Source organism: Pseudomonas sp. CFBP 13711, from assembly GCF_014842265.1.
Lineage (GTDB): Bacteria > Pseudomonadota > Gammaproteobacteria > Pseudomonadales > Pseudomonadaceae > Aquipseudomonas.
Genome location: NZ_JACYVI010000005.1, coordinates 21702 through 35235, shown reverse-complemented (window position 1 = coordinate 35235; position 13534 = coordinate 21702). Strand labels below are relative to the sequence as shown.

The following is a 13534-nucleotide window of genomic DNA, read 5'->3' as shown; positions in this document are numbered from 1 at the left end:
GGATCAAGAAAGGAAGCGCAATGAAAGTCTCCGACTATGTTCGACTGATTGTTCTGGCTGCCATCTGGGGAGCCAGTTTTCTGTTCATGCGCGTTGCTGCCCCCGTATTGGGCGCGTTGCCGACCGCTTTCTTCCGCGTGTTGCTCGGCGCCATTGGGTTGATGGTGATTCTGGCCATTTTAAGAACCCGGCATGAGTTCAACGGCAAGTTCAAATCCACCTTGATCCTGGGCATCATCAATTCTGGCATTCCGTTTTTGATGTACAGCATGGCGGCCTTGCTATTACCCGCAGGTTATTCTGCCATCTTGAATGCGACGACACCCTTGATGGGCGTGTTGATAGGCTCAGTGTTTTTCAATGATTCGCTGACACCCAAAAAAGCGGTTGGCGTATTTCTCGGTTTGCTGGGGATAACGTTGCTGACCACGACAGGCCCGGTGACTTTCACCACGTCGGTGGTCATGGGCGCAATTGCTTGCCTGGTCGCGACCAGTTGCTACGGCGCCGCAGGATTCCTGACCCGTCAGTGGATCGGCGACCGGGGAGGCCTGGACGCGAAACTCGTGGCGTTCGGCAGCCAGATTGGCGCGACGCTGTTTCTGCTGCCCTTCTTCGCTGTCTCCGCGACCGTCAACCCGCCGGCCACCTGGGGCGACTCAACCGTGTGGCTGTCCCTGGCGGCCGTCGGTTTCGTGTGCACGGCCTGCGCTTACATTTTGTACTTCCGCCTGATCGCCGATATCGGCCCGGTCCGCTCGCTGACCGTCACTTTCCTGATTCCGCCATTTGGCGTCCTTTGGGGCGTGATGTTCCTCGGTGAAAAGGTCTCCGCCGGACACCTTTACGGCGGTGGTCTCATCTGCCTGGCGGTCTGGTTCGTGTTGAGCCAGAGCAAGCCGAAGCCGGCACCTGTTCCTCAAGACCGCGCCGCCACAACCTGACAGCAACGTTATCCACAACTGTTTTCGGCGCCGGGTAAATACCCGGCAGGGCCCGGCTGTGCCTGAAATATCCAAGCTCGGGTGATAAGAACGCTTTGGGGATTCATCCGATGGCAACTCCAACACGCTTTTCCGTCACCTGGCGCACTGGCAGCACTCTCATGGCGAGGTATGCAGGATGAGCAGAGCGATCCCGTTGATAGCCCTCCGCACGTTCGTTGAGGTGTGCAAGGCCGGGAGCATGAAACGTGCAGCGGACCAGCTGTGTGTCTCACCGGCCGCCATCAGCCAGCAGATCAAAGGGCTGGAAGACCAGATCGGCAGGCGGCTGTTCGAGCGAGACGCCAAGGGCATCCAGCTCACCCCTTCCGGACGCAGCCTGTTCGACGAGCTCGCCGGCACCTTTGACGTCATCGAAAAAGCCTGGTCGCGCGCTGCACTCAAGGCGCCACGTCAGACGCGCTTGGTGATCAGCACGACGTCCACCATCGCAAGTTCGTGGCTGATCCCGGCACTGGGTGGTTTCAAGGAGCGTTGCCCCAACGTCGAAATCTCGATTCAGATTTGTAACGGTCTGTCGGAGCTCAAGCACGGCCATGTGGATATCTGCATCCAGCGCGAGATGGCCGCCAGTTGTGAAAACCACGCCACGCACTTGTGGTCGTCCTACTTGATCCCCGTGTGCAGCCCGCATCTGCTCAGCACCCAGCGCAATATCGAGAGCCCGCAGGATTGCCTGACCTTCCCGCTGCTGCAGGACACCGAGCGCAACTACTGGAAGGTCTGGATGAACGCCTTCGGCATGAGCAACCGCAAGATGATTCAGGGCTCCAGTTATGGCGACGAGTCCCTATTGATCAGTGCGGCCTGCGCCGGCCAGGGCATCGCGCTGGTCAACAGCGTCTTCGCGTCCGAGGCCCTGCAAAGCAAACGGCTGGTGCAGGTGACCAATGCCACGGCGGAGCTCAAGTTCGACTATTTCGTCTATTGCGCGAAAGAGCGGCGGGAAGAATGGGCGATTGCTGAGTTCATGAAATGGGCTGTGCAGCAGGCGGGCAAGACAGCGAAGGGGCATGCCCGGGAGATTGAAAGCGCGCGCCAGGTGGCTTGATTCACGAAGCTCGGCGGGTGGGTTTCACTGGGTCATACGTGTTGAGCTGACGGCGTCGCATGCCATGTGCAGATCTGTGCCCCTTAGCCATTTGCCGTAATGAGCTTTGAGCTCATCTTCCCAACTCGCCACCTCATTCAGCACTTGCTCCGCTTGCACACGGGATAAAGCGAAATGGGCGTGATGGCTGAGCATATTGGTTCGGTTGATTGCGCTTCCATCGCGCCCGACAGCCATGGCCAACGTCTTCGCCGGCCCCTCGTCGAGCATCGGCAAGACATCGTACATAGGCGAGAGTCGCCATCCTCCTTCCCGCCAAATAATCGCGTGATTGCGTGGGTGGCCGTCGCTGTTACCGGCCAATGCGTTGTAGCACATGCGTTTGAACAGCTCTTGCAGGTCCTCGTCCGGGACTCCTCTGCGTCGCATCTCGTCTGCCACCGATGCATACCGCCAGTCGCGGTGGTGCGGTTCGTTCCAGTCTGAATCGAGCAAAGTGAGTGCGCTCAGCATTGGAATGCGATGGGCGCCGTCCGCAATAGAAGTACGGTCAAAGCGTTCGACCAACAAGGTAGAGGGTTGCCCAGCGTACAACCTGGTGTTTGCGACGTGCATGCCCTTGGAAGCGGCGAAGGTCATGCAGGCAAATTCGATGGAGGGGAAATCATACTCATCAAACCGGTCACGGGGCTTGGCCAGGATCAACATGCCTTTGTCTTGCAGCGTTCGCTTGGGCCTGGCTCCACCGAGGGACGAACGCTGCTGCCTTATGTTTAGCGTTACGAGCGATTCGGCATCCAGCTGCCTGTCGTAAACCGCTTCACAGGCTTCAATGAATTTCGCCAGACCTTTGAGCGTGGGTATAGTTCGATTTTCCGTCGGCTTGGGGAATCTGCGATCCGCCGCTGGCCTGCGCTGCGAAAGCACCTTGAACGTTCGTTCCGGACATCATAGAACAGCTGTGTGGCCTGCTCGCCAGTCACAGTGCCTTCTGTTCGTGCCTGCTCGATCCGGCTGAATAGCGAGTCACACTCATCTTCAAGCCTGGGCCGGTCGATCTTATGCAGATCGTTTATGGACTGCTTGAGAGCATCGAGCATAAGGATCACCTGGATCGCGCTTTACCTTGGGGTCACTGAGAGGTGCAGACGTGAAGCATTGCAGCAATCATTATTGCCCGGCCTGACCCGAGAACTGCTCAACGGCGACCACAACACTGTTGGCACCTTGTTGAATGTCCTTGATCACCTCGTCCGCCTCACTGGCGAAATCCAGCGCCGCCCCGGCCTGCTGCCTGCTTTTTCCGATCATGGTCACAGCGCTGGACGCCAGAACCTGATTGTTTTTCACGACCTCGAAGATCTCCGCCGTCGCCTTAGTGGTTCGAAGGGCCAGGTTTCTGACCTCGTCGGCGACCACCGCAAAACCGCGGCCCTGTTCCCCGGCACGTGCGGCTTCGATCGCTGCGTTCAAGGCCAACAGATTGGTCTGGTCCGCGATGCTGCCGATGGTTTTGACGATGGTGCCGATTTCCTGGCTCTGGGCATCCAGTGCTTCAATGCCATGGGCAGCATCTTCCATCAACGCCGACAGTGTATTGAGGGTCGTCACGGTGTTCTGAATGACTTCGCGGCCTTGCTGTGCGCTGGCATTGGTTCGAACCGACGTGCCGTGGGCCATGCCGGCTGCTTCGGATACAGCGCGCTCGCGGGTGACCTGGTCGGTGATAACGGTGGCTATTTTGGCAATCTTGTACAGCTTGCCATTGGCATCCACGATTGGATTGTAGGAAGCCTCCAACCATACCTCGTTGCCATGTTTATCCACTCGGCAAAACCTTCCCGCGACATAGGATGCCTGTCTAAGGGTCTGCCAAAACCGATCATATTCTTCCGACTGAGCGTCGGATGGCATGCAAAAGATTCGGTGGTGCTTGCCCAGGATTTGGGGAAGCGTATAGCCCATAGCGTCCAGAAAATTCTGATTGGCTGCCAGCACTAACCCATCCAGGGAAAACTCGATGACGGCAGTGGAGCGCATCAGAGCCCCCACCAGCGCTTCATTCTCCCTGGAGGCCTCAATGGTCCTCGTCAGCACGCTTGAATACAAAACGATGCGTTCGACCCGCCCGCTGTCACCTGCGAAGGGTATGACCATTGCCCGTAGCCAGACGTGTCGACCTTCACGGCTGCACAGACGCAACGTGCCGCTGTAATGCTTGCCTTGGGCAACGGCATCAAGAGCGCGGCGCTGATGTACGTCTCCGCTCAGCTCTGAAGGACTGAATTCACGGAGGGCACGACCAGACAACTCAGCCTGGGTGAATCCCAGCTCTGTTTCAAACAGAGCATTCACCTCAAGGATGACGCCTGCCGCGTCCAGGGTGACCGACACGGTTTCGAGATCCAGCGTCGCCTTGACCTGCTCAAGAGCCCCCAGCCGTTTTTCCAATTGCTGGATTTTATCTTTTAACCGGGTATTGAACATGGAGGCCGCTCGCATTGACTTGAGAAGCTATCGACGCGGCGAGCGAAACCTTGAGAAGCATGGCCAGCAGCCTGATGGCCGGTGCAGATCAAGCATTCGGTCCAACGTGGAGGCCCTCCTTTGCCTACACATTAACAATCTGCGACTGCGCTGATTCCCTAAGAACCAGCGCTGAAGTGTGAGAATTAAAGCTGTCGCAGGTGGGCCCCGTTTACCGCGGCCTGTAGCTCAGTTGTGAAAAATCGCAAAACTGTCGCAACCTCCCCAAATGCCGCTCTGGCCGAATCCTCTAGAGAATTAAAGCTGTCTCAGCCAGATGCGGCGCGGCCTACCATCCGGTTAGACCCACAGGTCAAGGAGCTAACCGGTCTCCGCCAACCGACCTTCTTCGCTTTTCTACCGAACCGGACTCTTCTCACTCGGGGCTCTCACCTAACACGGAGTGATGGCACGTAGCCTTCCATCGGCGGTCTGTACGCATTATACTGTTTATCCGTACAGATAGACCTTCACGCCCCATCTTCTCCCGTTTTTAACCAGATTGGAGCCATTGATGCCATCGACCGACATTATGGAGTTCAAGACCTTCGCTGACATCCAAGGTCACTTCCAGATCGCCCTTGATCTGCTGCTGAAGAAAGAGAATTTCAGCCACGGGGTGTGGCCTTACAAACTCTACCAATCGGAAGCAAGCTGCCAGTATGAAAAGCTAGGTAAGCGATGTGCCCAGCCGCACCAAAAAGGTTACGTCGTCAGTTGTACCGATGGTTCAGTGGTTCTGATTGGCAATTGCTGTGCTCACAAGTACCTCAGCCTAGATGATGAATCGGTCAGAGCAGGCTTCAAGCAGCTTGATGCAAACCGGCGTCAATCAATTCGCCGTCGGAGGGTGGAATCGCTGCTCAAGAAAAGGCAATCCTATATAGAGCAAGGCAAAGCCCTTCACCTGCAGCACCGGGATATGCAAGCTCGAATCGCCGAGCTGTACAACACATTCCCTCGACAGATCTGGCAAAAACTAATCGACCGCTGGAAGACGAACAGGCTGGAAGTGGTCTGGGAATATCAGATAACCAAGACAGGCACCGAGAACGGGCGGAAGGTTGTCGAGAAAAGTTGGTACCCGAGCTCCTACGGCAAGCTCACCGGTTTGGGAGCATGGCTTGAGTGGGACCATCAGACGTATGCCGGGCGGATATCGGATTACCGTAAACAGCTCGAACTGATCCCAGCCAAAGACCAACTGACTAACGCTGAAATCGATCATGCCGAGGCCACTCTCAATAATGTGGCAGCTATCACGAGCCTGGAGCGAGAGCTCGGAGCGCTATCGAAAATGATGAGCGATTTTGTCGAACCATCCAATTTGGTACGTGCAGTTCAGCTCACCAGCAATCAGTCCGTTCGGGCGGAGACTGTGATCGCTGTGCACAGGTTGACGGGGGATACTCTCGCAATGACGCCCGAGAGGTTTGTTGTAGATATTGATGTAGCTCTGAAGCGCAAACACGATGCAACCGGACTACGTATTCAACAATGATAAACATCAGGACGTGGGTGCTGACATTGGACGGGCATCGTCCCATTTCACGGTTCAATTGCGACCATAATTGCAGGCTGCGAACAAGGATAATCGTGGATGTCTGGCAACAGGATCCCCTTTGGCGAGCGTGACGGGCAGCTACTCCAAGCTGACGAAGTTCCTAATGGGCTGGCGTGTGAGTGCACATGCCCTGAATGCCATCGGGCTTTGGTGGCGGCGAATCAGGGTACTAAAGTGCTTCCCTATTTTCGCCACCAGCAGAGCGCCTGCGAGGGTGGTCATGCGGCTGGCGTAAGACGCAGAGCCATTGAACTAATTGTGGCGGAACGACAGCTGCGGTTGCCTCCGTTCACGCAGGCGATTTCCGCGAAAACGATGAATGGTTTTGTCATCCGGAAATCGGTCAGTTTTGAGGCTTCATTGCTACAAGCTCAGTGCGCTTACGCTGGCGTGAAGCTGTCCGGTGTAACCGCTGACGTGGTGCTTACTGCCGGAAAGCATCAGCTCCTGGTTTATGTCCGGGCGGCCAAACGGCAAGATCATCAAAAAGAGTCCACCTTGCTAGCGCTTGGTATGTCCGTCATAGCGCTGGATCTCCAGCACCTTAGGCTAGAAACCATTCTCGACAAAGAGGCTTTTCGCCAAGTGGTGCTCTTTGATTCGAATGTTCGCCGATGGCTGCATACGGTGCGCGGCACGATGATAGTCGAGCTCACCAGGCAAACCATTCAGGCTGAAATTGAACAACTCAATGAGCTTGAGAAGAGGCAGAAGCTAGCGGCGCTTGAGCAGCGCCGACTGGAGCGTGAGCGAAAGGATACTGAGTTTGAAATGATCCAAGCCCGCAATGAAACTTTGCGTATTGCCAGCACGGCGGCCCGAATGGCTGCTTTTGAAGCGCAGCAAAAATCACCGGAGGCGCTCACGGAAAGGGACAGGCGCGAGTTGCTGAAGCATCAAAGTAACCAGCGTGCAGAAGCAATCATTGCGACCATTCGCAGGGCTATTGAGTCGTGGGGCGGAGTCGGGGCCGAGTGCCAACGCTGCTATCTAATTAGCGAAGCGGACACGAACGCTTGTAGATATTGCGAAAGCATGGGGCCGTTCAAGGTTCTGAGCTTTACCCCTGACTATCTCGGCAGTGCTCAGGCGCGGATGCGCTCATCTCTCAAGCCTGACACCTCAGTAGCTCATGTTCCGTGCTTGATCCAGAATCATTTGAGCAGACTTCATAAATAGCTTTCTAAATAGAGGTCTTGATATGACTGCCATCGCGCTTTTGAATGCACAGATAGACCCACACGTCGTTGCGGATACTCTGCTAACTGCAAACGGTCAGGATCCCAGAGCAATCAAGAAAATATGGCTGCCTGCACTTGGTGACGTCCAGTCAGAATGGGGCGAAGGTGACGGTCGCTGGCATATATCGCGGCTCACTCGGAAAACATTCGTACTTCCCAACAAATCTGGAGTAATTGCGTTCGCGGGAATGTGTACACCGGCTATCCACTTCATCAACGATCTCTCCGAAGCGTTCCGCAATAAGTATCAATACGATGAGCTAGCACGAGTAGATGAGGAGCTCATTAGCCGAGTCTTAGAACTATCACCGAGAGCTAGAGAGTTTTCGTTAATTGGAATACTGATCGACGCGACCGGCGATTTTAGATCGTACATCCACAACACGGTTAAACGTATTGACACCCAAAACTTTGGTGTCTGCTATGCTGCAGGCACCGGGGCTAATCTTATCGCAGAGATTATTGAGGCAGCAGATCAAAGACTCTGTCTTAGGGCTACGACTCCTTTATCTGATCCTTCGAGTTCAACAGAATATCTGGCTGAGAGCATTTCCTGTGAAATGCTCTATCGAGAAAGTGACCATCGGAATGGGCTGATGGTGAATTCACCAATCAGCGTTGGCTGCGGTGGATTCTACGAGTGGTACCAAGTGCTGCCCCAAGGAATCAAGCCCTTTAGATCGAGGGTAGACATCCATGTAGCAGTGCGCGAGGCCAAGAAATTAGTGATCACGCGAATCTACTTCTGCGAACAAATGGAAAACATCAACGTACGAGTAATTGATTCGACGCTACCGTCACAAGACTATTATTTGTCAATCTTCAACTTGGGCCTCGAACCTTGCGAAATCCCCATGGAGATCGAATTAACCGAGTGGATGACAATTGTTCCGAAGAAAACCGTCGGTGCCTTGATACAGTCCGTTTTCAACAGCGCTGGTATTGAGATGAATGCCACAGCTCGACACTTATCCTCAAGCGTATCTCCGGAATTAGCCAAGCGCTTATTTGGTAAACCAGTGGAGGTACCTCGCGTTAGGCTGGTTGTCTACTCCGGCGGCGTCGCTATTGTGAAAACCGTGAACTCGCCGGCAACAGAGCCACCCAGCGCTAGCATTTTGGAGGTAAATGGTCGTGTAGCTCTCGCATTACACCAGACGACCATGACCGCGATGTTGGAGGCTGCGGCACATCACTCGAACTCTGGGGAACAATGGGAATAGTAGAAGTGTGTTCTGCTCAAATTGCCGCTCGCGTGCCAACACTCGAACAATCGGTTTGTAATCATACCCTTGACTCCTCGTGTCACCCGTGGCGTTCAGCCCAGTTAACTCACCGACAATCTCTTCAAGGAGGAATACAACGAGTTCCCGGCTCAGGAAACCTTTTGGGCGGTTGTATTCGAGCTTACCCTCCAAGAGTCAAATGGATTCCTGAATCTGTACTGCGTACCAGGAGCGATTCTCACCAATTCTCAGGACACGATCGAAACTGCGCAAACTCCAAGGTGATAGGCCTCGACTGCTAAAGGGCGCGAGGCCAGAACCAGCTGACCTAACCGCCGGAGCAGCTACGTTTTTAAAGAGAAACGTCGGGATCCGACGGGGTGGGGGCTCGTAACGATCCTGTTGAGTGTTGCGCTATCTCTCTACATCGTCAGATCGGCCTTTTAGGTTTGGGAGCAGCGAGGGTATCCATGTAGTCAAGGAAAGCTTTTCCCTGCTCTTCTTCAGTTAACTTAGTAACCGGGGCCCGACGACGTGTCTTGGGAGCCGGCGGACTCTGTAAAACCAGAGTCTCCAAGTGCTTTTTAGCTGCTCGCTCGTTTTCGGTCAGGGCTGACCCAAAGACCTTGGCGATGACACGCTGGTGTCGCTCATCACGCGCAAATTTCACGACATTTGACTTCATTGCCGCGGGCAAGTCGAAAGGGCATACCAGATGCATATCTGCTTTTTTCGGCCGCCCACTTAGCGCTAGGTGTTGTAACGTCTCTACATCACGTGCGTTTGCGGTGTAAGCAGTGGAGCGATAGGCTGCAGTGATATCGAGCAAGGTCACGCACTGTCGGCCTGCATCGCGACACTCGACATACGCACGCTTTAGAAGCTGCACAACCAGCCGTTTGAGCCCATAAGTGCATCGGTACAACTCAGCAGCAAGTTCACTCAGGTCTGCTTTGATGGCGCCGTTGCTCACCCGCACGCACTCTGCCACGTAGTTTAGCCAATCTGAGCTGCCAGGGTCGTCTGGCAGCATGACGCGGGGATTAGCGAGCAGGCGCTGCTTGTCTTCGCTGTTTCGACCAAACAGCTTGTGGCCCAGGCTGTAGTTACACACATAAATCATGGGGGGACCAACACCTGTCATGGTCAGCAGGATATCGGTCACATTAGCGGCACCAGAGCCAGTGCTGGTGTGCTGCATCTCCTCTAAAACCGCGAGAGAAACACCGTCTCTGTTGGCCCGCCGACGGGATTCCTGTAGCAACTGAGCAATCGTTGTTCTACCGGAAGGTTTGGCATCTCCGAATACAAAGTCTTCGAGCAGGGCCTTGCCACTTGCTTTGCCCCTCGCGCTCGCAAACCAGTGTGATACTAAAGTCACAGGATGCTCATACAGGCTGCACGAAAATTCGGTGGGCGGCGGCAGCAGCTTGAGCACTGCGGCAATGGTTTGGCTTTTCCCTACCCCAGCCAGCCCCGAGAGACAAATTGGAGCGACTTCAATCTCAGGCGGATTGAAAATCCCCGACACGTAGCTCGCTTCATTCGTAAATAGCCGCTGACTGTGCATCGATGCCCTGCCAACCATCTCCTCAATGAACGCCAGCGAGAATTCGTTGGGAATGAATATTTGCGCGAGTCCAGTTTCCAGTTGCTCAGAGGCAATCATGGTATCGCGGACGCTGAGATCGGGTACTGGCTCAGGCCTCACAGTAATTCTGGAGCGGATCTCCTCCACGCCCAGAGATTCACTGAACCAGCCATCAATCACCTTGCTCATCCGACCTTACCTATAATGCGATTGAAATCGTCTTGGTCCTGCTTATATGACGCGTTTTTCGGAGGACGACCCGTTTGTCGACGACCGGCAAACGGGTCTAGTCCCGTTATCAGTTTGCATCTGGCCCGGAAATGTTCTATGCCAGCGGGGGTCTCGTCGCGAAGAGCGGCGACGCCTTCACGTCTTATTTGATAGATCATCTGCAAATCACTAAGTGAAATATCGATTAAGCCCTCAAGGGTTCGCTGTGATTGAACAAAATCAAGCTCATGGAGTTCGCCGTATACCTCTATCCAGATGTGCCTGACGCACATCGTCAAGATATGGACCATTGTTGAAATCACTCCGTTTTTGGCAACACGATCAAATACTCCTGTGGCGATCAGGGACGGGGAGCTGTATTTTCGACCGAAGAAATAAACCGCGTCGCTACGGATGGCAGCTGGGCGCTCAACTAAGAACTCTTTGATAGCGGCCTCAAACTGCATACCATGAGCGGAGTTCCGACCTCGGCTGTCCCAGTAGTTGAAAATCGCAAGCGGCGTTGGCTTAACCCTGGCCAGAACCAGCTCATCGTCCAGCCGACGACTGGCGTCAGATAACAGGTTATCCTTGAGCACCTGAAGGATCTCCCACTTAGCCATCTCCACAAAATTCAGCTTGCTATGAAGGAAAGTGGGCTGGTCCAGCGTTTTTTTAACACGTCGATGAGAGGACTCAACAGTTGCCTTAGACTGTCCGGAGAATACAGGGGTATTTTCGAACGTGCCTAGCCATGTAATTGCGGACTCTACGTCGAAGGTAGCTCCAGGTCCGCGGTCAAAAACGACGCCAGGCGCTAGCCCTTGGCTAGGCCATTCACTTGGCTCGATTGGCACACCGAAGAGCTCACAATATTTGACCTTATTTGATGCCATCGACAGCAGACACATTTTATATGCGTCCATTTTTTCTTTACCGTCAGCAAAGCCAATACCGACAATGAGCCCAGAGAGTCCACAAACAGCACGCACGACGCAAAAGCTATCAACCGCGCTATTTTCAGAAACGCCGGAAAGTTTTTCGGTAATGTAGTAGCCATCGAATTCCACGAGCTGATTCACGTTAAGCAGGCGATCAGCAAAACTTCCGCTAGATCCGGAGATAGCTCGAGTTTTTTGCTTGCCCCTAACAGCTTCGGACCTTTCTTTCGAGCTATACGCTCGCTTGACCTGGTACCTGGCCTGAGCATATGTTGGGAAGGGAGCACCTTTAGGGTGGATGAACTCGAACCTTTCTCCCTTTTTCACCGCGACGCAGCCGAAAACTTTTGTCAAAGTTTCGGCATAAATTACGCCTGCGGTTTTATAGGGAGACCGGAAGGCAAGATATCCCTTATTGATTTTCTCTCTCATTTCCCCATCTGATCGGTACCCCCACTCCTTCCCGTTGGGAGAAGGCCGTCCCAGCCGGCGTACGTACGAGGGGTTATTACGATCCCAACTACCTATCCTGTGCAGCGGCGGCATCAAAGCCCATTTGTTGTGACCAAACATGATGTATGTGTAAAACCAGAGCCGCAGACGCGAGGCGTTTTGTTGAGGCCTTTGAGCCTTGGCATGAGCGTTAATGATTGCGTCCGGGTTATCGCTGGCCAGAATCTCTTGAAGCCGGACAACGAGATCCGATATTGCGGCAAAGCGGCGATTAACCTTCTGATCGTAGCTTTCCTTGGTCGACACACGCAGGCTTTCCCGGTGTGCGATGGTGAGACGCTCAACTGGCTGAAGCCAAGGGGGAGACGTATTACCCGTACCGTCTTCCAGCACCAGGCCGGCTTCCAAGGCGTATTCAAACTCCACTCTTGAAACCGTCAAAAGCTGGGATTTGAGCTCTCTAAAACCCTCGAAAAACTCGATCATGCGTACCCGGTTGGTAGCGCCGTCACTACGCAGAAAGTGATAGGTTGTTCCTTTCGCCAAGCACTGAAATCCCTCTGGCGCAATAATCCTCGAACCGGCCATCATAATGCTGTCTCCTGAAATAGCTCGCTAAACACTTCAAGGAGATCACCACCCTCTGTCGACAGAGGACGATCGATAAGAATGGGTTGAAGAAAATTTACCACCAGCTTGCGGTCCCAGATGTCCTGGTAAATTTTTGCAATGAACTGGTCGCGGTGTCCCCACAGTTTGGCGTGCCTTATCGCCACAAACGCCACGGGTTCGCCTCCTTTGACGGCCTCCAAAACGGCAGCACTGAAATCTTCGAGTAGGGTCCGATTGAGCGTCAGCGGAAGCTGATGCGTCCCGAACAACAGGTCTAGGTTTGCAATCACTGTAGGCTCGACTGCGTCTAGAGACACTTGCACGGTCCGTATGCCCGCGCTGGCGTAGTAACCCATTTCCAGCTCGGTACGGAGGCGCGCATGGTCCCGGTCTTTATTTTGCTGGACCGGAGTTTTAGCGCTAGAGAATCTCCTTTCTCCAAAGGCTTCCTTTCGGTCCTTCACCGTCCAGTTGACGGCATACGGCAGGCCGCTCTCGCCCAACATATAAAGCAGCAAGTCGCCTTGGTAAGGGGACGGGATCATGGCTCGGCGCCCGTCGGGCAGGTCGATGCAGACTTCGTAGTGCTTGAACCCGAGCTCTCTTGCAACCTCCACTGTTCCCGAGACAGACGGAAGGGGTAACCCCTTTGTCAGGGGGTGGCCACGTAGTGGATGGCTCGACTTCGTAGGCCACAGCATTTTCTGCTCATGCAAATCAATCAATCGAGGATGGTATAGCGCCAGTTGGGTGAACACCTTTTCCGGGCTCGATAGCGCGTGTATCGAGCGGCCAAGCTTCCGGCTATTTAGCCTGCTTATGCGCGAGCATTTGGGAGCTTCGCGGGGTAGAGCCATGGTAGAGGGGAGATACTGCTGTCCCCATTCAAATTGGCCTTGACGCCGCATAATTCTGTTGTGTCTCAATAATGGTGTCATATCAGCATTCCATTCTCAGGTCAGCCACGAGCCCATCCAACTTGGGGATAAAACTCAATGACTTACGTGACGCCCTTAATAATCAGGCGAAGGCAGACTCGCTCTGTGTGGATAACACGGAGTTTCTTGTGGATGAACGAAGCCGTGCGGGACTTGACGTCCCACAGGTGGAGATAG

The 13534-nt window shown here is 54.3% G+C and carries 9 protein-coding genes and 2 pseudogenes; 5 read left to right on the top strand and 6 right to left on the bottom strand.

Annotation, left to right across the window (positions count from 1 at the left end; all coding sequences use genetic code 11):
* Positions 1-20 precede the first annotated feature (20 nt).
* A complete protein-coding gene (locus tag IFT47_RS11155; protein WP_192174564.1) occupies positions 21-944 on the top strand; it encodes a DMT family transporter in 924 nt (307 codons plus the stop codon).
* Positions 945-1122: 178 nt separating this feature from the next.
* Complete coding sequence (locus IFT47_RS11150; protein ID WP_274598134.1) at positions 1123-2055, top strand: LysR substrate-binding domain-containing protein; 933 nt, start codon at positions 1123-1125, stop codon at positions 2053-2055.
* A 24-nt stretch (positions 2056-2079) separates the two neighbouring features.
* Here IFT47_RS11150 and IFT47_RS11145 read toward each other — a convergent pair whose 3' ends face one another.
* The 3 genes and pseudogenes from IFT47_RS11145 to IFT47_RS28110 all read right to left on the bottom strand — a co-directional run.
* Positions 2080-2982 carry a HipA domain-containing protein gene (locus tag IFT47_RS11145; RefSeq protein WP_192174500.1) on the bottom strand — a complete coding sequence of 301 codons (903 nt, stop codon included), beginning with the start codon at positions 2980-2982 and terminating at the stop codon, positions 2080-2082.
* A gap of 243 nt (positions 2983-3225) precedes the next feature.
* Positions 3226-3657 (bottom strand): annotated as a pseudogene (locus IFT47_RS28115) (methyl-accepting chemotaxis protein); the annotation flags it as partial.
* 108 nt (positions 3658-3765) lie between these two features.
* Positions 3766-4542: pseudogene (locus IFT47_RS28110) on the bottom strand (PAS domain-containing protein); the annotation flags it as partial.
* A gap of 553 nt (positions 4543-5095) precedes the next feature.
* Here IFT47_RS28110 and IFT47_RS11135 point away from each other — a divergent pair.
* The 3 genes from IFT47_RS11135 (at position 5096) to IFT47_RS11125 (ending at position 8609) form a co-directional block, all read left to right on the top strand.
* A complete protein-coding gene (locus IFT47_RS11135) occupies positions 5096-6082 on the top strand; it encodes a hypothetical protein (RefSeq protein WP_192174498.1) in 987 nt (328 codons plus the stop codon).
* Between the two features lie 99 nt (positions 6083-6181).
* The gene (locus tag IFT47_RS11130; protein WP_192174497.1) at positions 6182-7324 is read left to right on the top strand and encodes a hypothetical protein; all 1143 of its coding nucleotides are present in this window, start codon (positions 6182-6184) and stop codon (positions 7322-7324) included.
* A gap of 22 nt (positions 7325-7346) precedes the next feature.
* Positions 7347-8609 carry a hypothetical protein gene (locus IFT47_RS11125; RefSeq protein ID WP_192174496.1) on the top strand — a complete coding sequence of 421 codons (1263 nt, stop codon included), beginning with the start codon at positions 7347-7349 and terminating at the stop codon, positions 8607-8609.
* 433 nt (positions 8610-9042) lie between these two features.
* On the opposite strand, the gene IFT47_RS11120 is transcribed toward IFT47_RS11125, so the two are convergent.
* Genes IFT47_RS11120 through IFT47_RS11110 form a run of 3 tightly spaced genes read right to left on the bottom strand, consistent with a single transcriptional unit; the run spans position 9043 to position 13357 of the window.
* On the bottom strand, positions 9043-10392 hold the full coding sequence (locus IFT47_RS11120; protein WP_244656047.1) for a transposase: 1350 nt from the start codon (positions 10390-10392) through the stop codon (positions 9043-9045).
* Positions 10389-12398 (bottom strand): transposase, encoded by a 2010-nt coding sequence (locus IFT47_RS27600; RefSeq protein WP_244656046.1) that lies wholly within the window; start codon positions 12396-12398, stop codon positions 10389-10391. The genes IFT47_RS11120 and IFT47_RS27600 overlap by 4 nt, the downstream gene beginning before the upstream one ends.
* On the bottom strand, positions 12395-13357 hold the full coding sequence (locus tag IFT47_RS11110; protein WP_244656045.1) for a hypothetical protein: 963 nt from the start codon (positions 13355-13357) through the stop codon (positions 12395-12397). Before IFT47_RS11110 ends, IFT47_RS27600 begins: the two co-directional genes overlap by 4 nt.
* Positions 13358-13534 lie beyond the last annotated feature (177 nt).